The sequence below is a fragment of the Pseudomonas sp. PDM28 genome, assembly GCF_019219115.1.
Taxonomy (GTDB): Bacteria; Pseudomonadota; Gammaproteobacteria; order Pseudomonadales; family Pseudomonadaceae; genus Aquipseudomonas; species Aquipseudomonas laurylsulfatiphila.
The window spans coordinates 101,246-127,180 of sequence record NZ_JAHUWG010000014.1 but is presented as its reverse complement, the minus strand read 5'-3'; the positions used below and the strand labels follow the sequence as shown (position 1 = coordinate 127,180).

20 protein-coding genes and 1 pseudogene are annotated in these 25,935 nt (G+C 62.5%); all 21 read right to left on the bottom strand.

Annotated features, from left to right (window positions below):
- Window positions 1–362, bottom strand: a pseudogene (locus KW841_RS27915) (hypothetical protein); the annotation flags it as partial.
- Window positions 363–722: 360 nt separating this feature from the next.
- Window positions 723–1,286 carry an NUDIX hydrolase gene (locus KW841_RS27910; protein ID WP_218480536.1) on the bottom strand — a complete coding sequence of 188 codons (564 nt, stop codon included), beginning with the start codon at window positions 1,284–1,286 and terminating at the stop codon, window positions 723–725.
- 1 nt (window position 1,287) lies between these two features.
- The gene (locus KW841_RS27905; RefSeq protein ID WP_007978695.1) at window positions 1,288–2,040 is read right to left on the bottom strand and encodes a GntR family transcriptional regulator; all 753 of its coding nucleotides are present in this window, start codon (window positions 2,038–2,040) and stop codon (window positions 1,288–1,290) included.
- A gap of 88 nt (window positions 2,041–2,128) precedes the next feature.
- Window positions 2,129–2,518, bottom strand: a complete 390-nt coding sequence (locus KW841_RS27900; RefSeq protein WP_104447626.1) for a carboxymuconolactone decarboxylase family protein — start codon at window positions 2,516–2,518, stop codon at window positions 2,129–2,131.
- Window positions 2,519–2,628: 110 nt separating this feature from the next.
- A complete protein-coding gene (locus KW841_RS27895; RefSeq protein WP_218480535.1) occupies window positions 2,629–4,080 on the bottom strand; it encodes an NAD-dependent succinate-semialdehyde dehydrogenase in 1,452 nt (483 codons plus the stop codon).
- A gap of 154 nt (window positions 4,081–4,234) precedes the next feature.
- On the bottom strand, window positions 4,235–4,720 hold the full coding sequence (locus KW841_RS27890) for a flavin reductase family protein (protein WP_007978701.1): 486 nt from the start codon (window positions 4,718–4,720) through the stop codon (window positions 4,235–4,237).
- A 12-nt stretch (window positions 4,721–4,732) separates the two neighbouring features.
- Window positions 4,733–6,214 (bottom strand): aldehyde dehydrogenase, encoded by a 1,482-nt coding sequence (locus KW841_RS27885; protein ID WP_102675643.1) that lies wholly within the window; start codon window positions 6,212–6,214, stop codon window positions 4,733–4,735.
- The gene (locus KW841_RS27880; protein WP_007978706.1) at window positions 6,211–7,044 is read right to left on the bottom strand and encodes an alpha/beta fold hydrolase; all 834 of its coding nucleotides are present in this window, start codon (window positions 7,042–7,044) and stop codon (window positions 6,211–6,213) included. The genes KW841_RS27885 and KW841_RS27880 overlap by 4 nt, the downstream gene beginning before the upstream one ends.
- 44 nt (window positions 7,045–7,088) lie before the next feature.
- On the bottom strand, window positions 7,089–7,679 hold the full coding sequence (locus KW841_RS27875; protein ID WP_007978708.1) for an amino acid synthesis family protein: 591 nt from the start codon (window positions 7,677–7,679) through the stop codon (window positions 7,089–7,091).
- 251 nt (window positions 7,680–7,930) lie between these two features.
- Window positions 7,931–9,028 (bottom strand): type VI secretion system protein TssA, encoded by a 1,098-nt coding sequence (tssA, locus tag KW841_RS27870; protein ID WP_218480534.1) that lies wholly within the window; start codon window positions 9,026–9,028, stop codon window positions 7,931–7,933.
- 94 nt (window positions 9,029–9,122) lie between these two features.
- A complete protein-coding gene (locus KW841_RS27865; RefSeq protein WP_007978712.1) occupies window positions 9,123–9,641 on the bottom strand; it encodes a type VI secretion system tube protein Hcp in 519 nt (172 codons plus the stop codon).
- 163 nt (window positions 9,642–9,804) lie between these two features.
- A complete protein-coding gene (gene tssM / locus KW841_RS27860) occupies window positions 9,805–12,279 on the bottom strand; it encodes a type VI secretion system membrane subunit TssM (protein WP_218480533.1) in 2,475 nt (824 codons plus the stop codon).
- Window positions 12,276–13,202, bottom strand: a complete 927-nt coding sequence (gene tagF, locus KW841_RS27855; RefSeq protein WP_218480532.1) for a type VI secretion system-associated protein TagF — start codon at window positions 13,200–13,202, stop codon at window positions 12,276–12,278. Before tagF ends, tssM begins: the two co-directional genes overlap by 4 nt.
- A 31-nt stretch (window positions 13,203–13,233) precedes the next feature.
- Window positions 13,234–17,106, bottom strand: coding sequence for a type VI secretion protein IcmF/TssM N-terminal domain-containing protein (locus tag KW841_RS27850; RefSeq protein WP_218480531.1), 3,873 nt, complete (start codon window positions 17,104–17,106; stop codon window positions 13,234–13,236).
- Window positions 17,107–17,136: 30 nt separating this feature from the next.
- Window positions 17,137–17,850: a type IVB secretion system protein IcmH/DotU gene (gene icmH, locus KW841_RS27845; protein ID WP_102701748.1), complete on the bottom strand. Its 714-nt coding sequence runs from the start codon at window positions 17,848–17,850 to the stop codon at window positions 17,137–17,139.
- Window positions 17,847–19,190, bottom strand: coding sequence for a type VI secretion system baseplate subunit TssK (gene tssK, locus KW841_RS27840; protein WP_007978722.1), 1,344 nt, complete (start codon window positions 19,188–19,190; stop codon window positions 17,847–17,849). Before tssK ends, icmH begins: the two co-directional genes overlap by 4 nt.
- Complete coding sequence (tssJ, locus tag KW841_RS27835) at window positions 19,187–19,942, bottom strand: type VI secretion system lipoprotein TssJ (RefSeq protein WP_218480530.1); 756 nt, start codon at window positions 19,940–19,942, stop codon at window positions 19,187–19,189. The genes tssK and tssJ overlap by 4 nt, the downstream gene beginning before the upstream one ends.
- A gap of 23 nt (window positions 19,943–19,965) precedes the next feature.
- Entirely contained in the window at window positions 19,966–22,569 is a 2,604-nt protein-coding gene (gene tssH, locus KW841_RS27830) for a type VI secretion system ATPase TssH (RefSeq protein WP_218480529.1), read from the bottom strand.
- A complete protein-coding gene (gene tssG / locus KW841_RS27825) occupies window positions 22,566–23,636 on the bottom strand; it encodes a type VI secretion system baseplate subunit TssG (RefSeq protein ID WP_218480528.1) in 1,071 nt (356 codons plus the stop codon). The genes tssH and tssG overlap by 4 nt, the downstream gene beginning before the upstream one ends.
- On the bottom strand, window positions 23,600–25,432 hold the full coding sequence (tssF, locus tag KW841_RS27820; RefSeq protein WP_218480527.1) for a type VI secretion system baseplate subunit TssF: 1,833 nt from the start codon (window positions 25,430–25,432) through the stop codon (window positions 23,600–23,602). Before tssF ends, tssG begins: the two co-directional genes overlap by 37 nt.
- Window positions 25,432–25,914, bottom strand: coding sequence for a type VI secretion system baseplate subunit TssE (tssE, locus tag KW841_RS27815; protein ID WP_102701753.1), 483 nt, complete (start codon window positions 25,912–25,914; stop codon window positions 25,432–25,434). The genes tssF and tssE overlap by 1 nt, the downstream gene beginning before the upstream one ends.
- Between the last annotated feature and the right edge of the window lie 21 nt (window positions 25,915–25,935).

Below are 25,935 nucleotides of genomic sequence, written 5' to 3'. Positions count from 1 at the left end.
CAGATGTACCGAATACCTGTGGGAGCGAGCTTGCTCGCGATGACGGCCTGCCAGCCGATCGAAATCTTGCAGATGTACCGAATACCTGTGGGAGCGAGCTTGCTCGCGATGACGGCCTGCCAGCCGACCGAAATCTTGCTGATGTACTGAGTACCTGTGGGAGCGAGCTTGTTCGCGAAAGCGGCCTGCCAGCCGACCGAAATCTTGCAGATGTACTGAATACCTGTGGGAGCGAGCCTGCTCGCGAAGGCGGTCTGCCAGCCGACCGAAATCTTGCTGATGTACTGAGTACCTGTGGGAGCGAGCTTGCTCGCGATGGCGGCCGGCCAGTCGACATGTACCTCACAGACGAACGAACCCAACAACCAGGCCGGCCGGTAGGCCGCCTCGGACGCTGTTGCGGTGTACGCCCCCTCGTGAGGCCGAGCGCAGGTTCTGCGCAGTGGGCAACCCGGCATGGATGCCGGGTTAGCCGCCCCCGGCCATGGATGGCCGATGGCGGCGGGCCCACGGAGCAGGACCGGAGCGAGGGTATGCCGAGCCTAGGCGAGGCACCGAATGTAAGGGGCAGGAGCCCTTGGTTACTTGGGGCTTTTCCAAGTGACCCGCCGTAAGGGCGGAACCATTAGCCGCCGTTACCGCAGAAACGTATAGGTACACCTTCAAAAAAAAACGCCGCCTGCAACGCAGCCATCGCGAGCAAGCTCGCTCCCACAGGGGGATCAGCGAATAAAGTGAATCTTCCCGCTGTCATCATTGCCCATGTAAATGCCATAAACCCCGGCCTGCCGCTCCTCGATATAACGCTCGAGAATCTGCCGGATCGCCGGATAATAGATGCTGTCCCAAGGAATCTCCTCAGGCGCGAAGAACTTGTAGTCGAGGGTTTCCGGGCCGTATTGCCCGGTGATCTCCAGCGCGATGGCGCGGAAGATGATGTACACCTCGCTGATCCTGGGCACGCTGAAAATCGAGTAGGGCGAGACGATTTCCGCACGCACGCCACTTTCTTCCCAGACTTCGCGCAAGGCCGCCTGTTCGGTGGTCTCGCCGCTTTCCATGAAGCCCGCGGGCAGGGTCCAGGTGCCGGGGCGCGGCGGGATGGCGCGCTGGCACAGGAGGTACTTGCCGTCCTGCTCGATGATGCAGCCGGCGATGATTTTCGGATTGATGTAGTGGATGTAGCCGCAACCGCGGCACATCAGGCGCTCGTGCGTATCGCCCGGCGGTAGCTGCTGACCGAGATCAGCGCTGCCGCACCTGGGGCAAAAGCTCGGGCTGAACATCTCAGCGACCTATGCGCGGTTCTTTCAGCGCGATGGGCAGGGTGATCGCCGGGACGTCGCCGGTTTCTTCCTGCTTGCGCTTGAGGTAGTCCAGGGCCACGGCAGCGGCCGCGCGCACGTGGTCGACGCAGGCCTGGTGGGCGGCCAGCGGATCGCCGCCCTTGATCGCCTCGACCATGCGTTCCATTTCCTGGTTGCTGGCGCCGCGACGGTTTTCCTGGGACACCGAGGTTGCGCGCAGGTAGCTGATGCGTGCCTGCAACTGGCGTAACTGAGTGGCCGCGACATGGTTGCCCGAGCCTTCGAGCAGCACGTCGTAGAAACCCTGCACCGAGTCGATGACCTGTTGCAGTTCGCCGTCCTTGAGCGCCTTGCGGTTTTCCTCGAGGGCTTTTTCCAGGGCCTTGATGTCCTTGGCCTTGGCGCGCAGGGTGAACAGTTGCACGATCAGCCCTTCGAGCACGCAGCGCAGCTCGTAGATGTCCACGGCGTCGGCCAGGGTAATGATCGCGACACGCGGGCCCTTGGCATCGGCGAACTCCACCAGGCCTTCGGATTCCAGGTGACGCAAGGCTTCGCGCACGGAAGTACGGCTGACGCCCAGGCGATCGCACAGATCGCGTTCGACCAGACGGTCTCCCGGCAGGAGCTGGAAGTTCATGATGGCGCTTCGCAGTTTATCCAGCACGATTTCGCGCAGGGTGACGGGGTTGCGATTGACCTTGAAGCTGTCGTCGAGTGGCAGGCGTTTCATGGGGTCCGCTCTGATTGTGGCTGTCCATGCAAAAAGAGCACTTCGATTACGGGAATCCCGGTGCTCGGTCGGATCAAACAGCCAAGGGTTAACTGGAGGCCTCGGCATCGGCTTCGGCGAAGGCTTCACGGGCGAGCCGGAAACTGTCTACGGCAGCGGGGACACCGCAATAGATGCCCACCTGAAGCAATATTTCGCGTATTTGCTCACGACTCAGGCCGTTACGCAAGGCGCCGCGCACATGCAGCTTGAGTTCATGGGGCCGGTTGAGGGCCGAGATCATCGCCAGGTTGATCATGCTGCGTTCCTTGAGGGACAAACCCTCACGGCCCCAGACATGACCCCAACAATACTCGGTGACCATCTCCTGCAACGGTCGGGTGAAGTCGTCGGCGTTCTCGATGGAGCGCTTGACGTAGGCTTCGCCCAGCACCTGGGTGCGGATCTTCAGGCCTTTTTCGTATTTTTCGTTGTTCATTCCGATTGTCTCCTGTGGGGGCACGGATCTGTAGGAGCCGGCTTGCCGGCGATGGCGTTCTTGAGGACGCATTCGCCGGCAAGCCGGCTCTTACAGGTTGAACGCGCGGCTCAAAGGCCGCCCATCAAGGTGTATTTGAGTTCCAGATAATCCTCGATGCCGTACTTGGAGCCTTCACGGCCCAGCCCCGAGGACTTGATGCCGCCGAAGGGGGCGACTTCGGTGGAAATCAGCCCTTCGTTGATCCCGACCATGCCGTACTCCAGCGCCTCGCTCATGCGCCAGGCGCGGCCCAGGTCGCGGGTGTAGCAGTAGGCGGCGAGGCCGAATTCGGTGTCGTTGGCCATCTCGATGGCCTGGGCTTCGGTGTCGAAACGGAACACCGCGGCCAGCGGACCGAAGGTTTCATCGCGGGCGACTTTCATCTGTGGGGTGACGCCTGTGACCACGGTCGGCTGGAAGAAACCGTTGCCCAGCGCATGACGCTCGCCGCCGCACAGCAGTCGTGCACCCAGGGCCAGGGCGTCTTGCACGTGCTCTTCGACCTTGGCCACGGCACGCTCGTTGATCAGCGGGCCCTGGGTCACACCTTCTTCGAAACCGCTGCCGACCTTGAGCTGCGAAACCCGCTCGGCAAGGCGTGCGACAAAGGCGTCGTGGATGCCGGCCTGCACCAGGAAGCGATTGACGCAGACGCAGGTCTGCCCGGCGTTGCGGAATTTGGCGATCAGCGCACCGTCGACGGCGCGTTCCAGATCGGCGTCGTCGAAGACAATGAACGGCGCGTTGCCGCCCAGTTCCAGCGAGACTTTTTTAAGCGTCGGTGCGCACTGGGCCATCAGCAGTTTGCCGATGGCGGTGGAACCGGTGAACGACAGTTTGCGCACCAGAGGGCTGCTGGTCAGCTCGGCGCCGATGGCGATGGCGTCGCCGGTGATCACGTTGAAAATACCCGCTGGAATGCCGGCCTGTTCCGCCAGCGCAGCCATGGCCAGTGCCGAGAAGGGTGTTTCCGGAGCCGGCTTGACGATGCACGGGCAACCGGCGGCCAACGCCGGGCCGGCCTTGCGGGTGATCATCGCCGCCGGGAAATTCCACGGCGTGATGGCTGCGACCACACCAATCGGCTCCTTGCTGACCACGATGCGCGCATCGCCCTTGTGGCTGGGAATGGTGTCGCCGTAGATGCGCTTGGCTTCCTCGGCGAACCACTCGATGAAGCTTGCGGCGTAGAGGATTTCGCCCTTGGCTTCGGCCAGTGGCTTGCCTTGTTCGAGGGTGAGGATTTCGGCCAGGGCGTCGGCATTTTCCAGCATCAGGGCATGCCAGCGCTTGAGCGTATTGCTGCGCTCTTTGGCGGTCAGCGCCCGCCAGGCCGGCCAGGCCTTGTTGGCGGCCTCGATGGCCAGGCGCGCATGCCCGGCGCCGAGGTTCGGCACCTGGCCGATCAACTCACCGGTGGCCGGGTTGAAGATGTCCTGTTGCGCACCGTCGGGCGCATCCAGCCATTGGCCATTGATGTAGGCCTGCTGGCGGAACAGTAACGAGGCTGCTGGGCTCATGCCGGCTCCTGAGAAATTGAATAAGTCTGTACTGCACCGCGAACCCTGTGGGAGCTGGCTTGCCAGCGATGGCGGACTGACATTCAACATCAATGTCGACTGATAAACCGCTATCGCGAGCAAGCTCGCTCCCACAGGGTTTTGTGGTGAACCATCAAGCCAGGGCAGGCAGCGGCCCCAGCTTGCCTTTGTGGTAGATCATCGGCGTCACCGGTTGCTCGGGCAGGATCAGGTTCTTCACCGCGCCGACGATGATCGCGTGATCACCGCCGTCGTATTCGCGCCACAGTTCGCACTCGATGATCGCGGTTGCCTTGGCCAGGATCGGGTTGCCCCGTTCGCTCAGGTGCCACTCGATGCCTTTGGCCTTGTCCTTGCCTTTACCGGCGAAGGCATAGGCTTCGGCGGTCTGCTCGGCGGACAGCAAATGAATCGCGAACTGCTTGCTGTCGCGCAGCACCGGGTAGGTGTCGGAGCCGTAGTTGGGGCAGAACAGCACCAGTGCCGGGTCGATCGACAACGCACTGAAGGCGCTGGCGGTGATGCCGACGATGCCGCCGTCCGGGTCCAGGGTGGTGACCACCGTGACCCCGGAGGGGAACGAGCTCATAACGTCTTTGTAAATGCCGGGTTCGATCATTTTCCAGGACTCCTAGCGCATCACGAAGGGATCAGGCATCGGTGCCTGGGACAGGTTGATCCACACCGTTTTCAGCTCGGTGTAGGCCAGCACCGAATCGATGCCGCTTTCGCGTCCATAGCCGCTGTTCTTGAAACCGCCGATCGGCGCCATGGCCGAGACCGCGCGGTAGGTGTTGACCCAGATGATCCCCGAACGCACGTCCCGGGCCAAGCGGTGGGCCCGGCCCAGGTCGCGGGTCCAGATGCCGGCGGCGAGGCCGAACTGCGAGTCGTTGGCGATCGCCAGGGCTTCGGCTTCGTCCTTGAAACGGATGACCGAGGCCACCGGACCAAAGACTTCTTCCTGCATGATCTTCATCGAGTTGCGGTCGCACTCGAACAGCGTCGGTTCGTAGAACCAGCCGTCGCCCAGATTCTGCGGACGCTTGCCACCCAGGCGCAGACGCGCACCTTCGGCAATGGCATCGGCCACCAGGCCTTCGACCACCGCCAGTTGCTGCGCGGTGGCCATCGGGCCCATTTCGCTGCTGTCTTCCTGGGGGTTGCCGATGCGAATGCGCTGGGCGCGTTCCACCAGACGACCGACGAACTCGTCGTAGATTTCGTCCTGCACCAGCAGACGCGAACCGGAGACGCAGCTCTGCCCGGAGGCGGCGTAGATCCCGGCGATGGCGCCGTTGATCGCGCTGTCGAGGTCGGCGTCGGCGAAGATGATGTTCGGCGATTTGCCGCCCAGTTCCAGCGACAGTTTGGCGAAGTTCTCCGCACTGCTGCGCACCACATGCCGCGCCGTGGCCGCGCCGCCGGTGAAGGCGATCTTGCGCACCAGCGGATGGCGGGTGAGGGCGGCTCCGGTGCTCGGGCCGTAACCGGTGACGACGTTGACCACCCCCGGCGGAATCCCGGCTTCCAGGGCCAGGCGCGCCAGTTCGAGGATAGTCGCCGAGGCGTGCTCCGACGGCTTGATCACGATGGTGTTGCCCGCTGCGAGGGCCGGAGCGAGCTTGATCGCGGTCAGGTACAGCGGGCTGTTCCACGGGATGATCGCGGCGACCACGCCCATGGCTTCGTGCACGGTGTAGGCAAACAGGTCCGGCTTGTCCAGCGGCAGGGTGCCGCCTTCGAGCTTGTCCGCCAGGCCTGCGGTGTAGTGGAAGAACTCCGGCAGATAACCGACCTGGCCACGGGTTTCGCGGATCAGCTTGCCGTTGTCGCGGCTTTCCAGCTGCGCCAGTTGTTCCTTGTTTTCGGCGATCAGGTCGCCCAGGCGCCGCAGCAATTTGCCGCGCGCAGTGGCGGTCAAGCCGCGCCAGGCCGGGCTGTCGAAAGCGGTTTGCGCGGCTTGTACGGCGCGCTCGACATCGGCTTCGTCGGCATCGGGCAATTCGGCCCAAGGCTCGGCCAGCGCCGGGTTGAGGCTTTCGAAGGTCTTGCCGGACAGGGCATCGACCCATTCACCGCCGATGCACATCTGGAAGCGTGCGAGTGTCATGCAACGATCCCCTTGATCTGGTTTTGTTGGGAGTGCGCGGCCTGCAGAAACTCCAGCAACAGCTGGTTGACCAGGCGCGGCGATTCTACGGGCATCATATGCCGTTGCTCGGCGAGCACGGCAACGGTCGCGCCGGGAATGCGTTCGGCCAGTTGCCGGGCCATTTCCGGGGTCGAGCCGGGGTCCAGTTCGCCGGTGGCGATCAGCGTCGGCACGCGGATGCTGCCCAGGTCGTCGGCGCGGTACATGTCCTGGGTGGCGAACAGTTCATAAGTAGTCAGGTAACCCTGAGGGTCATTGCCGGCCAGGGTCTGGCGAATCGCGGCGATCTGCGCCGGGTTCGCGGCCTGGTATTCGCGGCTGAACCAGCGCGACAGCGCCGCTTCGGCATTGGCGTCCGGCCCGTGTTCGGCGGCCTGGCTGGTGCGGGCGATGACCCCCGCGCGCTGTTCGGCGCTGCGGTTGAACACGCTGTTTAGCACCACCAGGCCTTCCAGGCGTTGCGCGTAGTGCAGGGCAAACGCCCGCGCCACCAGCCCGCCCATGGAAAAGCCGATCACCGTTGCCTTGGGCAATTGCAGGTGGTCGAGCAGCTCCAGCAACTGGTCGGCATAGCCGAGCAGCGGTGTGCCACTCTCCGGGCGCGGACTGGCGCCATGACCGAGCATGTCATAGGCGATGACGCGGTACTTCGTGGCCAGGCCAACGATCTGGCCGCCCCACATTTCTTTGTTCAGGCCCACGCCGTGGATCAAGACCACGGGCTGGCCTTGGCCGGTCGCCAGGTAACTGGTGCCAGCCGGGGTGAGTTCAGCGGTGAGCCGAATCATGGAGCGCTCCTGCAATGCCTTCTTGTTGTCGTTCTGCCGGCCGGTTACTGGGCTTTTTCGGCGGCCAGTTCTTCCAGGTCGATGTAGCGGTTGCCGATGCGCGGGTGCAGGCGGCCGCCGTCGGCGCAACCCAGGACCACGACGATTTCGTCGGCACGCGGGGCGTCTTCGATCTGCATTTCCAGGGTGATGTAGTGCGAACGCAGGCCTTCGTCGTCCTTGTGCATCATCGGGATCTGGATCGAAGTGCCCGGGCCGCCGCGCTTGTTGGTGAAGCTCAGGTAGCTCTTGGCCTTGACCGCTTCGCGGTAGTGGTTGCCGAAACGCAGGGTGTGGATCACCGCCGAAGCGTGCTCGATTTCGCCATCGGCGCCGACCACCGCAGCCTTGCCGTATGCCTCGATCTTCTCGGCACCGCCGATGATGCCCACCAGGCGCTCAACCATCAGTGCACCGAGGTCGGAGCAGTTGGCGCGGATCTGTGGTTTCAGGTCTTCGACGAAACCGTTGCCCAGCCAGGGGTTTTTCATCACCACGGCCAGACCGACCATGGTCACGGGCTTATCGGTGGCTTTGCCGCCTTCAATAAAGGTTTCTTCGACATAGCTGACGATCTTGCGGATTTCGAAACTCATGAGCTGCTCCGTGGAGGTTTTGGGTGTCTGTGCGTCTGATGGTATACCATAATACCGGAAGCACAAGTCCCCGAACGGAGTTTCTGGCCGGATGGCGTGCAAAAGTGTGTGCCACCGGTCGCAGCGGACAAACGGCAGGCAGGGGATTACGCCGGGCACAGGCCCGGCAGGGGGGAGGAGAGAAGGGTAAGGAAGGGGATCAGCGGTGAAGCGGCGTCAAGCGGTGCGTCAGGTTTGCTACCGGCTGTCCATCAGGACTTCGCTTCCTTGGTCCCCAGCACGTCGCGGATGTTGTCCACCACATTGCTGTCCTTGATCACATCATTCAGCCAACCCTCGAGCGGCATGTTGCCCCATTTGATCGCGCGTTCGATCAGGTAGGGGACAGGGCTCTGGGGCTCAGTCTGCTTGAAGAATTGCGCGATACCCGCCAGCAGGGTGAACGCCTCGTCGCGGGTCTGTGGCGTGGTGCGCAGCGGTGTGACTGGAAGCTCTTGCCGGGTCTGGGTCATTGCAGCACCTGTGGGTTGTGCGCCAGCGCTTTCGGAGACGGCCGGGGTGGGCGCGGCAGGGGCCGGGTTCAGTTCGATGCCGCGATCCTTGAGCAGTTTCTCTGCCAGTTGGCCGGCGCGGGACAACACGTCGTGGAGCCCGGCAAAACTCGGCGCGTCATGGCCGAACAGCCTGTCGGCAGTGCTTTGCAGCTGCTGGCAGGCCTTCAGGCTGGCGGCTATTTCGTCGGCCTTGAGGCGCAGGTGATCGGAGTCGGTCAGCACCACCGAACGCTGGAACACCTCGGCGTTGATCTTGCCTTCGTCGAGAGCGGCACGCATGGCCTGGGGGTTCTGCAACCCAAGGTTTTCCACGTGCCTGGATTCGTCATAGCGCAGCAGGCCGTACTGTTGGCCCTGGGTGATGGGCAGTCCGCCCACCACATCCGCCAGCGACGTTTTCATCCACGCCAGGCGGGCAGCGCGTTCATCGACCCCATCCTCGAGGGACGGGAAGAGGTCGGTCCAGAAATTGTCCAGTATGCGTTCAGCCAGGGTCAGGCCGAAGGTGATACCGGTGAAATGGTGCTTGTGCGCCAGGGCTTCGCTGAGCCAGGCGACGAGCATCAGGTCCTTGCTCTGGCGAGCCAGGCCTTGGGCAGCCAGGGTGAGGGTCAGGTCCCAGTCGGATGACTTCAGGTCGGTTTGCCAGTCACCCTGGGTCAGGTAGTCGGGGTCTGCTCGCCGTGCTTCTTTCACCTGATCGAACAAGGTGGAAAAGCTCAGGTCTTCGCCGCTCCCCTCGTTGATGGGCGCTGTCAGTTCGGCCAGCGAAAGGTCGTTGAGAAATTCAGACATGGGAAACTCTGATCAGGCTAAAAGAACACCGTGCCCGCCGGGCAGGCACGGTGCTGAAAACGAGCCGCTTGCGCGGCCCGTCGTTACCACGGTGTTATGCGAAAACCTTGTTCGCGGTGCGGTCCCAGCCACCGGTGACGTTACCGCCGCCCTGGCCATCTGCACGGCTCTGCTGGGTGTAGGTGGTCTTGATGCGAGCGAAGTTGAAGCTGATTTCTTCGATCGGCAGATCGCCAACGGCTTTGTCTTCACCGTTCTGGCTGCCGCCGGCGACCGCTTTCACGGAAGACACCACGACTTCTTCCAGGTTGATGGTCAGGTAGGTCACCTTGTCGCCACCGGCGCGGTTCACGTTCAGCTGGATCTTGGCGATGTGAGTGCCTTTGCAGCAGGCTTCGAACAGCTTGGCAGAAGCCTTGTCCACGGCTTTGCGGATGCTGAAGTCGCTCAACGCAACACGCTCCGACGAAGCACCGCCCGACGAGCTGGCCGTCGCGGAAGTCGCTTGGGTGGCGCCGTACTCGTAGCCCAGCACTTCGATCCAATCCTTGTGTTTGTCGTCCAGAACTTCACCTGGAATGCCGTCGATCTGGATGTATGCGTCAAATGCCATTTCTATTTTCTCCTTACCTTCATTTAAAGGGAGGCGACTTGCGAGCAAGTCACAGCCCTTCGCTTTAACCTCTTTGAAACGATCAAGAGAGGTGTCTTATGCCAGCCCGGGCCTCTCGTCGAGATGACCCGGATGCCGGTATTTCTTCACAAGGCGCGCCTGCTCAGTTGAGTGCCCGCACTTCGATTTCTACGCGCCGGTTAGGCTCCAGGCAGCGGATCAGCTGGGCCCTGGGTTGCTGCATGTCGCACTTGACCAGGGGCTTGGTGCTGCCTTCGCCGATCGCTTCCACCAGCTCGCCGGGTACGCCTTTGCCCACCAGGTAGGTCTTGATGGTTTGCGCCCGCTGTCTGGACACCTGCAGGTTGCCCTGAGGGTCACCGAGTTGATCGGCGTGCCCGGCGATGATGATTTTTCCGATGTTGGGGGTGCTGAGCAGCTTGCCGGCGATCGCACTCAGCTGGCTTTGCCCTTCAGTCTTCAGGCTCTGGAAATCCGCACGGGCGAAGGCGAACAGGGTGTCCGACTCCAGCGTGATGGTTTCGATCGAGCGCAACGACTGGGTCAGCAGGCTGTTGATGTAGTTGCGCGAGCTGGAGATCAGGAACGCGTTGTCGAGGATCCGCGGCACGTCCGGTTCGTGGATCTGGTCGCTGTAGAAGTTGATCTGGTGGCTGGCGAACTCATAGTCCGAGGCGGCGACACTGGCGTTGCCGACCTGACGGGCAATCGCCGGGTACCAGTAATCCGGGATTTTCGCTTTCAGGAACCCGGGGTCGGCCTTCTCACGCTGGGCGCGCGAGAGCATGACGTAGGTGTCCAGCGTCGCCTTGCCGAAACCGGCGATGGACTGCGCCCGGTTGTCATTGGGCAGCGCCTTGGGTTCGACGCTGTCCACGCCGGTCACTGGCATCAACTCTTTGGCGTTGCGCTGATAGACCTTGAGGGTGGTCAGCAAATACAACGAACGGGTCAGGTTGTCGGCCGTGGGCTTGAGCATCACGCTTTCCAGGCGCTCGAAATAGCGGCGGCGCACCAGTGGCTCGACCTTGTGGCCTTGATAGAGCCCCAGGCGCAGGCGCAACGGCACGCCCTGGTCGTGGTGTTGCGCGTAGTAGTGCGCAGTCCAGAAGCGCAGGCGATCCAGGGTTTGCCAGGCGGTGTATTGCCCGGTGGCCGAGTGATCGTCGGCGGCGGCCTGGGTCAGTTCTGTGGACAGGCTCTGCAGGGTGTTCTTGTTGTTGACGTACGACCAGCCCAACAGGCTGCACAGCAATGCAGCGACCAGTCCGGCACCGCCGATCCAGGCTGCCCTGCGCCGACGCTCGCGGTGGTTGGTGGTGTACAGCGCCACCAGGTGCTGGTCGGGAATGATGACCTTGCGGAACAGGCTGTTGATGAACAGGGGGCGCGGCTGTGCATTGCCGTCGGCGATCTCCCGCTCACCTTCCAGCGAGAAACGCTCGGTCACCTGGCGTGCATGACCGCCCAGTTCCGGCTGGTCGGCATCGAGGGCACTGGTGAAATAGAAGCCGCGCAGCAATTCCGCACTTTGGTAAGGGTTGGCGCGCAGCAGGGCATCGACGAACAGTTGAAGCCGTGGCTTGAGGGCCGCCAGCTCCAGCGGGAACCGGTACACCGCCGAATCCTGCCGGGTGATCTGGATGTCCTGAGTGACCAGTTGCTGGCTCGCCACCTGTTGCCAATAGCTGACCAGTTCGTCCATCGCGACGCCGAAGCGCTGGCCCCAGTCGGCCTGCTCATAGCCTTTGTGGGAAAAGGTCTTGCCCATCACTTCGCCGCGGGCGATCTCGTCCAGTTGGCGATAGAAGGGCGCAAAGCCAGGCACCAGGTCGCACTTGGTGAACACCAGGTAGACCGGCAGGCGCACTTCCAGCAAGGCATGGGTTTCCTGAATGCGTTCGCGCAGGCGCTTGGCAATGCGTTCCTGATCTTCGAGCGAGGCTTGCAGGATGTCGTGGATGCTGACCGTGACGATCAGGCCATTGAGTGGCCGGCGCTGGCGATGCTGACGCAGCAGTTGCAGGAACGCGCGCCATTTGCCGGCCTCTTCCTGGTTGTTCATGTAGCGCCCGGCGGTGTCCAGAAGCACGGCCTCGGAGCTGAAGAACCAGTCGCAATTGCGCGTGCCACCCAGACCGGCCACCCGCACGCCTTCGCGCTCGGCGTAAGGGAAATTGAGGCCCGACTGGTAAAGCATGGTGCTCTTGCCTGCCGCAGGCTGGCCGACCACCAGGTACCAGGGCAGGGCATACAGCGCATCCTTGGGGTTGCTGCCCCGTGGCTTGTTGCTGTGCAAGCGCTCGATGCTCTGCAACAGGCGCTCGCGCAACAGGCTGACTTCCTCGCGATCCGCCGGGCTCGCGTTCAACACGGCCTGGTCGGCATCCTCGCGCAGCAGTCCTTCGAGGTTGTGGTGCCGGGACACGCCGCGATAAAGCAGCAGTACATAGCCGGCGGACAGACCCAGGAACACACCGATGCCGGTCAACAGGCTGTTGAGCGAACTGAAGCCGAACGCACGCCCGATGCCCCACACCACGAAGATCGTGAGGAAAAAGCACACCCCCAGGATGTAGGGCTGATAGCGCAAGAAGTAATACTTGATCTTGTTCATACGGACTTCGAATCCAGGGCATCGACAAAACGGTCGATAACGTCACCCAGAGGGCGGTCGATTTCGGGAAAGGCGTGTGTGCGGTGGTGCTCGTCAAAGGCATCGAATGACGCCAGCACGTCGTAGCTCTGCGAGCGGTCGTTGATGCCGGTCAGCAGGCGATAGGCATCGCTGGTATTGCGTGAGGCAAAGCAGATCAGCCGGGGGCGCATGAAATCGTCCGCCAGCAGATTGATTTGCGGCACGGCGCGTTCGGGTGTCATTTGCGTCAGCCAGGTGACCCACAAATCGGCGGTCGGGTTTTTCAACCCCCGTTCCGCCGGCAAGGGCAGGGCGATGCCGATCGGCGTGGCCTGATCGAGGTGCCTTTTCAGGGCCTGGAGCCGGGTCAGTACGGCGTTGGTGACGAACTCCGGGTAGGTGCCCTGTAGCGCGCAGGCGATGTCGCGCAGGTTGAAGTTCACCAGGAACTTGTCATGCACGCGACGGAACAACTCGAAGTCCTGTCCTTGCAACGGGCGCAGGGCTTTGATGCGCTCGAACAGCACCGAAGTGCTTTCGCCCTGGACCGCCATGTGCAGCAGCGGCCTGATCTGCCCGCTGAACAGTTCACCCAGGGTGAACGGATTGACCAGAGGTTCGGCTTCGCTGGCCTTGAGCGTCTGGAAAATGAAAAACGGGTAGCGTCGGCCACTCGCATCCCTCGAGCTGATCAACCCACCCAGCAACCAGTTGCCGCTGCGCGCGCGATAGCTGAAAAAGCACACTGGCAAAGCGTCGAACAACGCTCGCCAGTCTTCACGATGCTGCAGGGCGGCCAGCGCCCCTTGCAGCCAGCTATCGAACTCGCAGACCTCGTCGCCCGCACCTTGCAGGCTGACGAAGTCCGGGCTCGCGGGGACCTTGCCGAAGCAGCCGATCATTGGCCGGTTCCCGGGTTCAAGGTTCGACGGCTCACAGCGCTTGACCTTCTTTGGCGTTGAGCGCGCTCAAGGCCTTGACGTTGGCCAGGTCGGTCAACTTGACGCCGCCGTAGTTGCGCACGGCGAGGCTGACCGGGCCACTGCCGGTGTTCCAGCTGAAGCGTTGCTGGATGCCGTCCAGATCGCTGACCCGTGCGCTGTCGTTCATGCGCAGCAGGCCCCAGCGGCCCGGGTAGTCGAACACCGTGATGCGCTCGCCGGTCAGGGTCACCACATCCAGGCGTGCGCCCGGCGTGGTGGTGGTGCCCGGCCAGGAGAAGCGGCTCCAGCTGGTCTTGCCGTTGCGGTAGTGCTGCACCTGGCCATCGAGGGTGAAGATGATGTCGGTCAGGTTGGCCGAGGGCTCGAGCATGATCTCGAAGCCGTTGTCGCGGTCCGACAGGCTGGCGATCACCTGGCCCAACGAACTGGCCTTGTCGATGCTGTTGACCATGTTCGGGTTGACCAGCGGCGTTGCCTTGCTGTTGTTGCTCATCCCCAGGCCTTCGCCACCGGACAGGTTGCCGATCTCGTTGCGCTTGAAGTTCGGCAGCAGCCCGGACTCCGGGTCGACGAAACGCTGCAGGTCCTTGACCGAGGCTTCATTGCGGCTGCCCGGCGCAATCGGGTAACGATGCGCCATGACCTGCTCCCACGGCTTGGCGATCTGCTGTGCCCAGGCCTTGGCTATCTGCTGGCCGGCCGGGTCGCGCAGGGTTTCCCAGGCAAACTGGATCGGCAGGCTGAACAGGCCCTGCAACGATTCGGACAGGCCACCCTGGCTGGTGTCGACAGTGGTCTCGACATAGTTGCGCACGCTGGTCACTTCGCTTGGCAGCCCTTCGAGGGTTTCGCTGATCAGCTGCTTGCTGCTCTTGCCCACGTCCTGGGAGCGCTGGATGTTGTTCATCCGCACCTTGAGCTTGCGCAAGGCCGCGAGGTAGCGGTCCATGATCGTGCTGTCGGCGCCTTCGGCGTTTTGCACGGCGAACACCCGCGACACCGGCTCGAAGCGCTTCGCCAGGCTGCCGTCATCGACCGCCGGCAAAGGCGAAATCAACGCGCTGGGCGACGTGTTCTTGCCATCGAAAACCCCGCTGACGCTGCTCCAGAATCCGTCATCGGGCTTGACCCCCGCCGGCAGTGTTTCGCGGGGGGCCGGGACATCCCATTGGGTGTTGTCGTTGACCGCCGCCAGGAGGATTTTCACCGGCGAGTTCTGCACGTCGCTGAGCAGGGCCAACTGTTGGGTCGCGTTGGCCATGTCGGTGAAATGGCGAACGCCAACGCTGTCGATCAGGGTGTACCAGGCCTGGGTGTAGTCGCGCTTGTAGCGCGTCATGAACTCGCGGATGAAATTGGCTTTCTGCACGATGCTGTCGCCGCCTTCGCCGTCGAGCACCCAGTCCGATTCGTTTTGCAGGTTGCCGGACACCAGCTTGATCAGCTCAGGCTTGACGAACTGTTCCCAGCCCTGACGGGTGAAAATCGCCGGTACCGCCTCAGTGCCGTACAGCAACTGCCGGCCGGGCATCGGCACCAGGTCGCTCAAGCCCACGGCCGGGAACTGACGGCTGGATTCGAGTTGCAGGCGCAGGTATTCACGGTCCACCAGCGAGCTGGAAATCATGAAGGACTTCAGGCTGTTGCGGGTTTCGCTGATGAGTTGCTCGTTACGCGACAAGGACGGCGCCTGGCCATTCTTGAGCAATTGCACGTAGACCGGCGAGTTGTCCTGGATCACCGCCGTGCTGACAGGGTTGTCGGCACTGGCGGTATTGGCCCAGGCCACCGGCAACGCAGCACCGACGAACTCCGGGTCAGGGTGGGTGCCGGGTTGCGTCAGCATCAGGTAGAGCTTCAGTGCGTTATACGACTCGATGATGGACGCGACTTGTCGCTCATCCAACCGCCCGAGCATTTCTTCAGACAACGACAGCCCGCCGGTGGTCGCCGACAAATCCGCGGCATCGCTCGCCGTGGCCGGGTTGCGCAGTGCTGCCAGCGCTTCGCCGCGTGCCTTGTTGGCAGCGCCCTTGGCCGCGCCGCTCAGGCGACTGGCCGCCTCACCGCTACTGCGCGGCAAGCCGTTCAGGCGGGTGGGCAGCTTCAGGCCTTGCGCACGGCCTTTGGCAGCGTCGGCCTTGGACGACGCCGAGGCAAAGCTGTTCTGCGGCTCCATGGTTTTGGCGAACTCGTTGAAGGCGCGCATCTGCAATTGCAATTGCAAGGTGACGGGTTCCAGCGCCTGGGTACGCAGTTGTTGCAGATAGGCGGCTTGCGCGACGCGGTAGATGTCGTCACCGCGATACAGGCCTGCGCCCAGCTGCAACGGCACGCCTTTGGCACGGTTCTTCTCGATGGCCGAGAGCTGCTCACGCAACAGCTCCAGGCCTTGGCCCGAGGCGAGCAACCCGGCACGGTCCGGGGACTGTTGCAGCTCGGTCAGTTGCTCGCGCAACGTGGCCAGCCACTGACGGTTATTCTGGAACGACAGGGCTTGCCAGCCAATGAACGCGACGCCGGCCAGTACCGCCAGGCCCAGCAGGGCAGGGCTGACGGAGGTGTTCTTGCCAAGGCGCGACTGATAAAGGGTCAGGTCGCGGTCCGGGAAGATCACCCGGCGGAACGTATCGGTAATGAAATAGCTGCGGTCGCTGATTTTCTTGCCGGTGCTTGCCTGCGATTGCTCATGTTCCAGTTGCAGGGCGAACGACTCGGCCAGGTCGTCTTCATACACCTGGCCCAACTGCTGGTCGGTCTGCAGGGCGCTGGTGAAATACAGCCCGCGCAGCAACAGCGGCGCACCGCTGCGACCGGTCTCGGCGAAGTGCTGGAGAAACTGCTCCAGCACCCCGGACAGTTCGGCGAAATAGTTCGGAAAGTTCAGCAGTGCGCTGTTGGCATCGGCACCCAGCGCAATCATCTGGGCGTCGACGTGACGGCGAATATGGCTGTGCAGGTTGGCCAGCTTGGCATCCAGCACCGGGCGCAGGCCCTGGTTGCGGATCTCGGACAAACCGAAGGTCATGCCCAGCGGTTGCTGGCGCTCGTTCAGGTCCAGGCCCTCGAACGCCTGGCTGAAGCCCGGCAGTTGATCGGTCTTGCTCAGCATCAGGTAGATCGGTGGACTGGCGTCCAGGCAAGCGTTGTACTCCTCGATGCGCGACACCAGTTGCGCGGCGAGTTCGTTACGCTCGGCCGCACTGCATGCCAGCAGTTCAGGCAGGCTCACCACCAGCACCAGACCGTTGACGGCGGCCTTGCTGCGTTGCTTTTTCAGCATGCGCAGGAAGGCGGCGAATTCGCTGGCCGACGGGTCGTCGCGCAGGTAACGGCCGGCCGTATCGATCATCACGGCCTCGGGGCTGAAATACCAATCGCAATGCTGGGTGCCGCTTTCGGTGTCGTTGGCGCTGCTGGCAATGCTTGCGGAAAGGCCCGAGCGGGTCAGCAACGAGGTCTTGCCCGCCGCGGACATGCCGATGACCAGGTACCACGGCAAATCGTAAAGTGCCGACGAGCCGCCGCCACCGGCCGAGCGGTCGGTGCGCAGCATCGCGATGGCGTGCTTGAGGCGTTCGCGCAGCACCTGCTGATCGCGGAACTCACCGGCGGATTTGAGCGAGCGATCGACTTCGAGCTGCACCAGGTTTTCAAGGTTGTGCTCCGCCCGGATACGCTTGTACTGACGCAGCACAATGATCAGCAGGTAGAAGGCGCTGACGATCGCCATCGCCTCCGGCGCATAACCGCGCAGCCAGCTCACATGCGGCGCGACGAACCAGCAGACCGCCAGGCTCGCCAGCCACAGGGCGGGAACGAGGAACCAAAAGCTTTTCAACAAACGCAATAATGTCTTCATGTCTTCCTGACTCGGTTACCTGACCTGTGCTCAGGCACTGAACAGCTGGCTGATTTGTTCGGACAACGCCGCTACGTCCTTGGCCAGCAACCAGTCCAGCGTCAGGTAGACACCTGCGCAGACCAGCGCAATCAGCGCCAGGTAGAGCCAGAGGGGAACTTCATGGCGCAGCATTTGCGAGACCTGGTCGGGCAACGCCCAGTCAGGCGAGAGGGCCTTGGGCGTCTTGCGATAACGCGCGATGTCCTGGCCCAGGGTATTGGCCAGGTAACGCAGCTGATCTTTTTGCCCGAGGCTGAACTTGCCTTCGAAGCCCAGGGCCAGGCACAGGTGGTAGACCTCGAGCACATCGAGGTGCTGTTTGACGTCGCCACGCAGGGCATCGATTTTTTCGAAGAAGCCTTCGCCGGCCAGGTGCACGCCGAAGTAGCGGAACTGCAGCGGCTGCAATTCAAAGTGCCGGCGCAACTCGTTGTCCCCGGAGCGCAACACGCTTTCATCGAGGAACGCACACAGGGCGTACTGGGTGTCCTTCACCTGTTCGACGCTGTAGTTGGCGCTGCGGGCATCGCGCTCCAGTGCCTTGAAGAAGGTGTCGACACTGGCCTCGAAGGCGCTGACCGACGTCACTTGCCGGCCCTTGCGCACGATCAGCGCCATGCTGATGAAGTCTTGCACCAGGTCTTTGAGCGTCGGTTTTTCACGGGCGGCCGCAACGGCGCCTTGCAGTACGGCTTCGGTCATTTGAGTACCGCCATCAGTTCAAGCTTGAGGTTGGTGAAGGCGCTGGGCGCGTAGAAAGAGATGGCCTGGGCGCTCATCATTCGTTCATACACCCGGCCATGGGGCTCGATGGAGAAGTAGTGATTGTCCAGTCGCACCGGAATCGCATTGGGCAGGCGGGTCGAATGATTGAGGGTGACGCCGGGCATGGCGCTGTTGACCACCACTTCGATGTCTTCCGGCGAGCCGACCTTGAACGCCCGTGGCACCAGCTCTAGCAGGCTTGCGCCCGGCATGTCGGCGTGCACGGAGATGTAGAAGTCCGCCTCGGCCAGCCGTGGGTCGTGCAATTGCCCTTGCCAGTAAGAGGGTTTGGTCTGGGTCAGGTTGATCACCACGCACTGGTTCGGCACGACGTTGTCGAGCAGCACGCGAATCATTTCGTCGAGCTTGACCAGCGAGGCCGCCGGGTCGTGGTGGTCGTATTCGGGGATGTCGTTGAGCTGCGTATCCAGCGAGAACGTCAGCAGGCCGCCGGCGAGTTCGGCCAGGAACAGATACAAGCGCTCGGGGTGCAGGCGCGGGTGCGCGAGCAGGTGCGCCAGGCTCGGGTGGGCACGGTTCACCGTGTTCAACAGCCAGAACAGGGTCACGTCGCTGGAGCCAAATTCGGCAATCTGGTCTGCGCGCTCGCGACGACGACCCGACAACGCCTTGCTCTTGGATTGCAGGGCGCCAAGCAAACGCTTGCCCAGTCCGACCAGGGTGTCGTGGGTGCCCAGGTGCAGCGTCGGGTGCACGAAATGCCCGTCGAGGTTGAATCCGCCGATGTTGTTGCGCGACAGCCGGGCAATCGGGCACCAGGTGTAGCCATCGAGGTTGTCGCCGTCGATCAGCATCACCACGTTCAGGCGCAGGCTGGTGATTTCGTTTTCCAGGTCGCCTTCGTTGAGGTCCGGCAAGGTGTCGAACTGCTTGCGAAAGCGTCGCCCGGTCTTCTGCTCCTGGCCGTCTTCGACGTAATTGAGGCCGAATGGCTCGGGCAGTTTCAGCGCGGCGTAGACCTTCAGGTCGTTGCCCTTGAGCAGGTCCTTCAGGTCACGGGCCGCCGGCAGCGGGTCGTGCTGCGGTGCGTCGAACAGGCTGCCGTCGGGAAACACCAGCTTCAGGCGCTTGAGCTGCAGGGAGCCGGTGGCGAGGGCTTCCTCGTCCACTTCGAGCAACTGCACGCCCCAGTGAAAAGGCGTGTTGCGCAGGGTCGCCTGCGCCAGCTGATGCTGGTGGAACTCATCCTGATACTGGAAATGTTGTGGCAAAAGGAACATGCCTTCGGACCACATCACCCGGCTTTGCTTACTCATTGAGCGCCTTCCAATAATGAATTCAATTTCGACTCCACGGCTTTTTGCGCGGAGGCACTCGCCTGGTCCTGGGCTTTCTGCACCACGGCGTCCTGCACGCGCTCGGTCAGCGTGGGCTCGGCCGGCTGGTCGGGCAGGGCGGCGGCTTTTGCGAGCTGCTCCTGGGTCTTGGGTTTGTCCAGCACGTCGACGCCACTGACGGCGGACACCGTGTTGTTGTCCACCAGCACCCGCAAGCCGTCGGAGGAGAACCAGATGCCGTCCTTGCGCAGGGAGTTGGCGTCGAACGCGACCTTCCAGCGGCTGTTCTCGTCGTTGCGGAAGAAAGCCGCGACGCCGACATAGCCTGCCGCCTTGTTCAGCGGCCACTTGTCGACTTGCCCCATGCCCGGCAACAAGGTGATTTCGCGGTTTTCGATCAGGGTGTTGCCGAGGGCCTTTTGCGGGTCGTCCCACAGCGAGTCGGCATCCACCGACGCAAAGCGCTCCAGCGATGTCAGCTGGTACACCCGCAGCACCACCGAAAGCGGCTTGCCAGCCGCGTCGGGGTTGAGCTGATTGCCGCCGTCGGACGTCAGGATGACCTTCTCGTTATCCTCGAACAGCATGTCGCCGGCCCAGGTGTTGTCGACCCGCTTGCCGACCCGGTCGGTGACGCCGCAGGCGCTGAGTACCGTCATCATCGCCACCGCCGTCAGGCATTTGGCCAACGTCGTCCCCGCGGGACGCTTCCCTGAATATCTCTTGTCCATGACCACTACCTGTTAATGCCCGATCAGTTCAGGCGATAGGCGAAATCGCCGTCGCTGCCCAACTCGATGTTCAAACTCTGAATCGGTTTGTCCTGCGCCATGCGCTCCAAGACCCGTTGGGCCAGTTCCGGCATCAGGGTCTGGGACAAAATGTTGTCGATGTTGCGGGCGCCGCTGTCGACCTCGGTGCAGCGCGAGGCAATCGCCTTGACCAGTGCTTCGTCATAGCTCAACTGCGCTTGATGATTGCGCTCGAAGCGCTGGCGAATGCGCGCAAGCTTGAGCGCGACGATACGCTCGAGAATCGCGTCCTTGACCGGGTAGTAGGGGACGATGGTCAGGCGGCCGAGGAAGGCCGGCTTGAACACCTGGTTCAACTCGTCACGCAGCCCTTCGACGATGTCCTGCGGCGTCGGTTGCGTCTGAGCATTCAGGCACCACTGCATGATGCGGTCGGTGCCGGTGTTGGACGTGAGGATGATCACGGTATTGCGGAAGTTGATCTCGCGACCTTCGCCGTCATCCAGCACGCCTTTGTCGAACACCTGGAAAAACAGTTCGAGCACGTCCGGGTGGGCTTTCTCCACTTCATCGAGCAGCACCACGCTGTACGGCTTGCGTCGCACCGCCTCGGTCAGCACGCCGCCCTCGCCATAGCCGACGTAGCCCGGTGGCGAACCCTTGAGGCTGGAGACAGTGTGGGCTTCCTGGTACTCGGACATGTTGATGGTGATGACGTTGCGCTCGCCGCCGTACAGGGTGTCGGCCAGCGCCAGTGCGGTTTCGGTCTTGCCGACGCCGCTCGGGCCGAGCAGCAGGAACACGCCGATCGGTTTGTTCGGGTCTTCCATGCGTGCGCGGGAAATCTTGATGCGCTTGCCGATTTCGTGCAGTGCGTGGTCCTGGCCGAGCACCCGCTCGCCCAGCAACGCCGGCAGGCGCTGCACGGTTTCGATTTCGTCGCGCAGCATCTTGCCCAATGGAATGCCGGTCCAGCCGGAAATCACTTCGCCGATGGTCCCGCCATCCACCAGGGCATGCACCAGCGGTTGCTCACCCTGGACGCTGGCCAGTTCGGCGCGCACCGCGGCAATCTCCTGGGCATCCGGTGTCTGATTCTCCGGGTGGCTGAGGGCGCCGAGTTTTTCCACCAGTTGCAGTTCGCGTTGCCATTGTTGTTCGAGGGCGTCGCGGGTCTGCTGTGCGCTTTGCAGTTCGGTATTGAGGGCGGTCAGCCGCCGGGCGTGGTCGCTGCCTTTGGCGGCTTCCTGCTGCAGTACCGCGATTTCCGCCTGCAGGTTGTCGATCTGGCGTTTGCAGTCTTCCAGCGGCCCCGGCTGCGCCGATTGACCGAGGGCCACCCGGGCGCAGGCGGTGTCCAGCACGCTGACGGCCTTGTCCGGCAACTGGCGGCCGGTGATGTAGCGATTGGACAGGCGCACCGCCTGCACCAGTGCTTCGTCCATCACCGTGACCTTGTGATGCTCCTGCATCTTGGCCAGCAGGCCGCGCAGCATGTGGATCGCCTTGTCTTCGTCCGGCTCTTCGACCTTCACTACCTGGAAGCGCCGCGCCAGTGCGGCATCTTTCTCGAAGTACTTCTTGTACTCGGCCCAGGTGGTCGCGGCGATGGTGCGCAGTTCGCCCCGGGCCAGGGCTGGCTTGAGCAGGTTGGCGGCATCGTTCTGCCCGGCCTGGCCACCCGAGCCGATCAGGGTGTGCGCTTCGTCGATGAACAGAATGATCGGATGCAGGCTGCGCTTGGTTTCTTCAATCACCGACTTGAGACGGTTTTCGAATTCGCCCTTCACGCCGGCACCGGCCTGCAACAGGCCCAGGTCCAGGGTGTGGATGGCGACGCCCTTGAGCACCGACGGCACGTCGCCCTGGATGATTCGCAGGGCCAGGCCTTCGACCACGGCGGTTTTGCCGACGCCGGCCTCACCGGTGAGGATCGGGTTGTTCTGGCGGCGGCGGGTGAGGATGTCGACCATCTGCCGCACCTCGAACTCCCGGCCCAGCACCGGATCGATCCGGCCTTCGCGAGCGCTTTGCGTGAGGTTGATGGTGTATTGATCGAGGGCCGGGGTCTTGCCGTTGCCTTTTACCGTGCCGGCGCTGGCGACGTCGGATGTGCCCAGCGGTTTGGCCTGTTTCGACTCGGCGCTGCTGTCCACCAGCGCGCCGAGGTTGACGCGCAAGTCGTCAGCGTTGATTTTCTCAAGCTCGGCGGCGCTGGCGACCACCACGCGGCGCAGCTCGTCGTCATCGAGCAAGGCTTGCAACAGATGACCGGTGCGGATCTGCGCCTGGCCGAACTCGATGGACGCCAGGACCCACGCCTGTTCAATCATGCGGGTCAGGTGCGGCGACAGCGCCGGTGTGCGCGTATTGCCTTTCTTGAACGTCCCCAGTGCCGTCACCAGCTGCGCCTGCAAGCGTTCGGGCACTACGTCGTAATGACGCAGGATGGCCGGTAGGTCGTTGTCGTGGCTGTCGAGCAGCTGCAACAACAGGTGCTCGATTTCGACATCGTAATGGTGTTCCGACAGGCACAAGGCGGCGGCGCTTTCAGTGGCGGCGCGGCTGGTGTCGTTGAGCTTGGCAAACAGGGACTTCAGGTTCACAGGGAGACCCCATCAAAAGGAATGTGGAAGAGGGCACAACGGGATGGCTCGACGTCGGCGTCCGGGCGCTTGAGCCAGCCGAGCCAGCCCAGCGAAACATTGCCTTGGCGCCCCAGGCGAGCAACGGGCACGGCCTGGGGTTTGAGCTTGGGCGCCAACTGGAAGTCGAGTTCGGCGCCGACATAGAAACGCACCAGTTCCACCAGTTTCCGGTAGTCCTCGGTGCCTGGCTGGAAGCGTTGATAGTCGGCCAGCTCCAGTGGACCCATCTCGATGCGCACGCACGACTGGTAGTCCCAGACCCGGTTGCCGGCGACGGCGCTTTGCCCGAGCACGGCGTTCTTGCGCCCCAGTTGCGTGCACTGGCCGGCGTCGAGTTTCAGCCAGCGACCGGCAAAGGGCTTGACCTTGAACGGCAGCGAAAAATAAAAAGACAGCATCGCTTCCAGGTTCAACGCGTTGCGCGGTTTTTGCGCAAACAGCCCGGAGAAATAGCTGAACAGTTCACGGCGCAAGGGCGAGCCTTGCCGGTCGAATTTCTGCTTCTGCGCCTCGGGGCCGAAACCCACCAGGTTGAGCAGGTAGCGATCGAAATCCGAAGTACCGTTGCGTTCGTACTCGATGTAGAACTTGTACTTTTGCCAGGCCTCGTAGAACAGCGTGGTCATGCGGTGCGAAAAGATGTCGAGGAAGGCATGGGCCGCGTCATCGCGGTACTGGACGTGCCGCTCGATCAACAGCTCGGTGTACGGACGCGGCAACACACCCGAGGGCCCGACCAGGCCCATGAAGGTGACTTGCATCTCGGACAGCGGCAGGCCGGCCACGGACACCTTGCCTTCACGCTCGAACTGCAGGTCGCTGACTTCACTGGCCGGGAAGTTGAGCGACAGCTGCGAGCGAAAACGCAGAGGGTCTTCGTGCGGTCGGGTTTCCAGGTCCATGCGCCCGGTTCTGCTGTAATGCAGGCGAAGCAGGCGCACCAATTGGAAAAACTCGAATCGGTGCGGCTCAGCCCTTGCCTGGTCGATCAGACCAGGGGTTGATCGCCGGTTCGCGGTGGCCATTGGACGACTCTCTTTTCGCGCTGCAAGGTGCGAAGGGTTAATTGGGTAAAACTGTTCATGCTGCAGTACTGACCAAAGAAGTGATCGAGCACCATGCCGAACAGAAACACACCGCTGCCGGTGTATTGGCTTTCATCGAAATTGAGGGTGATGCCGACGCCGCGCACGAAGTTCGGCCGCGGGTGGCCGATGCGCGCCACCACCGGCTCGCTGCTCACCGAGACGATGCCGTTGATCTGTTTGCGCAGTGCCGACAGGTTGCGGTAGTTGTAGAGCGACAACAGCTCCAGCAGCACTTCGCGACCACGGGACACCAGCGACATATGGTTCAGCGACAGGTGCGAAATCAGCCGCCAGATCACGCCGTTGCCCAGGGGCACGCGAGCGGTGGCGGTGGGCTTGCGCAGGCAACGGATGTCCTTGATCACCGAGTTGCCCGGGATAGTGAAATCGCCGCGCTCGCCACCGAAAGGCAACATCAGCGGCAGGTCGCGGTTGCTGCAGGTCAGGCGGATGCTCAACGTATCGTTGTTGGCCTCCATCAGCCCCAGTTCTCGATCCACCACCCGGATAAACACGTTCGAGCCATCGCGCTGGCCGGTCTGTACGGCTCGACGCCGGGCAATCCAGAAACTCTGGCCCGGGCCCTGATCGCCACGGGGCTCGAAAAACGGATGGCAGGTGCCGACCTGATCGATGCTGCCCACCTTGCGCACGCGTCGCACGCGGTCGATGGACACCACTTCGGCCGAGCTTTGCAGGCGCACATCCGGTGTCACCGCGTACTCGTGCTGGGCGTGGGTCAACTTGATCGGCTCGGCCTGCTGGCGGAACAGGTTGATGATCGGCGTGCAATTGAGCTTGAAGTTATTGCGCCCGATGTTCTGCGTCAGGCGCGCCAGGCGGTCGCTCAGGTCGTAGTCGGAGAAGTAGAAATTGACCTCGACTTTCTCGACCTCCTTGCCCGCCAGAATTCGTGCAAAGCCCGACAGGTCGAAGAACATGAACTTGTCGGGGAAGGTGAAGTACTCGTGGAGCAGGCGGTAGCCGAGGAACGAGCGCTCGGAGTAATCCACCAGGCCTTCGTCCAGGCCATAACCGACGGTTTTCAGTGCGTTGGCCGGCAAGGCGACTTCGCGGGTGCGGCCCTGATCTTCGAAGGTCAGCGTGGCCTTGGCCAGGTTGTTGAACAGCAGTTCGTACAGTTGCAGCATCAACGTGCTTTCGCCGTCGAGGAAGAACCGCAGGCGGTCCAGTTCCAGCTTGCCGAACATCACGTCGCCGGTCGCCACCAGGCCGATGCGCAAGCGCGCGACCAGGTCAGCGCTGTGGCCGTTGAATGCCGAACGTTCCATCTCGATGAACGATGCCTGTTGCACCGCCACCGGCCACAGCTCGACCGGGTAGCAGGTGCGGAATTTACACACCACGCCATCGATCGGGTTGGCACTGATTTCGGTATGCCGGGGCACACGGAAGGCTTCGGTGACTTTTTCCTGCTTGCCCAGGTTGAACTCGACGATCGACATCGACGGGGTAGGGCGCAGGTAGTGCGGGTACAGCACTTCGAGAAACGACTCGACGATTTCCGGCAGTTCGTCGTCGAGTTTTTTGTGTACCCGTGCAGACAGGAACGAGAAGGCTTCGATCAAGCGCTCGGTATGCGGGTCTTCGCAGTTATCGCCCTCGATGAGCAACCGCGAAGCGATTTTCGGATACTGGCTCGCGAACTCCTGGCCCAAAAAGCGCAGGTGCGACAGTTCCTTTTCGTAATAGGGCAGCAGATCGTCGAGCATCAGTTGAGGTTCTGCACTTTGTATTCCTGGGTGTTGACCTGCAGCACCGCGTCGAAGGACACCTGACGGGTGACGTCCTGCAGGCGCAGGACCGCGTCCACGCGAAAGGTCAGCATGCGTTGGCCGGTCTGTTGGGCGAGCAGTTGGACTTTGACGCTGCGAAAGCGCCGGTCGCCGACCGAGATCGCCTTCTCCAGTTGCCGCTGGATCAACAGGCGATCCTTGGGGTCAAGCACGCTGCGACTGGTGAAATCCGGCATGCCGTAGTCGAGGATGGTGCCGCCCAGATTGACGAAACCTTCCAGCTCGTTGGCGACCAGGGACTGGCGGGTATTGACCAGGATCTCCAGGTCGCGAACGATGCTGGCCTTGTAATCGGCCAGCGAACACAAGCGCTGCGATGACGCTTCGATGGACTGATGCGGACGATCGTCCAGCAACCGGTCCAGCAGTGATGGCAACAGCTTGTGTTGACTACTCATATTGCCTCCCTGGCAATGTGC

Excerpts from the sequence above, each read along its gene's own strand:
- KW841_RS27910 (WP_218480536.1), bottom strand. The coding sequence starts at position 1,286 with ATGTTCAGCCCGAGCTTTTGCCCCAGGTGCGGCAGCGCTGATCTCGGT.
- KW841_RS27905 (WP_007978695.1), bottom strand. The coding sequence starts at position 2,040 with ATGAAACGCCTGCCACTCGACGACAGCTTCAAGGTCAATCGCAACCCC.
- KW841_RS27900 (WP_104447626.1), bottom strand. The coding sequence starts at position 2,518 with ATGAACAACGAAAAATACGAAAAAGGCCTGAAGATCCGCACCCAGGTG.
- KW841_RS27895 (WP_218480535.1), bottom strand. The coding sequence starts at position 4,080 with ATGAGCCCAGCAGCCTCGTTACTGTTCCGCCAGCAGGCCTACATCAAT.
- KW841_RS27890 (WP_007978701.1), bottom strand. The coding sequence starts at position 4,720 with ATGATCGAACCCGGCATTTACAAAGACGTTATGAGCTCGTTCCCCTCC.
- KW841_RS27885 (WP_102675643.1), bottom strand. The coding sequence starts at position 6,214 with ATGACACTCGCACGCTTCCAGATGTGCATCGGCGGTGAATGGGTCGAT.
- KW841_RS27880 (WP_007978706.1), bottom strand. The coding sequence starts at position 7,044 with ATGATTCGGCTCACCGCTGAACTCACCCCGGCTGGCACCAGTTACCTG.
- KW841_RS27875 (WP_007978708.1), bottom strand. The coding sequence starts at position 7,679 with ATGAGTTTCGAAATCCGCAAGATCGTCAGCTATGTCGAAGAAACCTTT.
- tssA (WP_218480534.1), bottom strand. The coding sequence starts at position 9,028 with ATGTCTGAATTTCTCAACGACCTTTCGCTGGCCGAACTGACAGCGCCC.
- KW841_RS27865 (WP_007978712.1), bottom strand. The coding sequence starts at position 9,641 with ATGGCATTTGACGCATACATCCAGATCGACGGCATTCCAGGTGAAGTT.
- tssM (WP_218480533.1), bottom strand. The coding sequence starts at position 12,279 with ATGAACAAGATCAAGTATTACTTCTTGCGCTATCAGCCCTACATCCTG.
- tagF (WP_218480532.1), bottom strand. The coding sequence starts at position 13,202 with ATGATCGGCTGCTTCGGCAAGGTCCCCGCGAGCCCGGACTTCGTCAGC.
- KW841_RS27850 (WP_218480531.1), bottom strand. The coding sequence starts at position 17,106 with ATGAAGACATTATTGCGTTTGTTGAAAAGCTTTTGGTTCCTCGTTCCC.
- icmH (WP_102701748.1), bottom strand. The coding sequence starts at position 17,850 with ATGACCGAAGCCGTACTGCAAGGCGCCGTTGCGGCCGCCCGTGAAAAA.
- tssK (WP_007978722.1), bottom strand. The coding sequence starts at position 19,190 with ATGAGTAAGCAAAGCCGGGTGATGTGGTCCGAAGGCATGTTCCTTTTG.
- tssJ (WP_218480530.1), bottom strand. The coding sequence starts at position 19,942 with ATGGACAAGAGATATTCAGGGAAGCGTCCCGCGGGGACGACGTTGGCC.
- tssG (WP_218480528.1), bottom strand. The coding sequence starts at position 23,636 with ATGGCCACCGCGAACCGGCGATCAACCCCTGGTCTGATCGACCAGGCA.
- tssF (WP_218480527.1), bottom strand. The coding sequence starts at position 25,432 with ATGCTCGACGATCTGCTGCCCTATTACGAAAAGGAACTGTCGCACCTG.
- tssE (WP_102701753.1), bottom strand. The coding sequence starts at position 25,914 with ATGAGTAGTCAACACAAGCTGTTGCCATCACTGCTGGACCGGTTGCTG.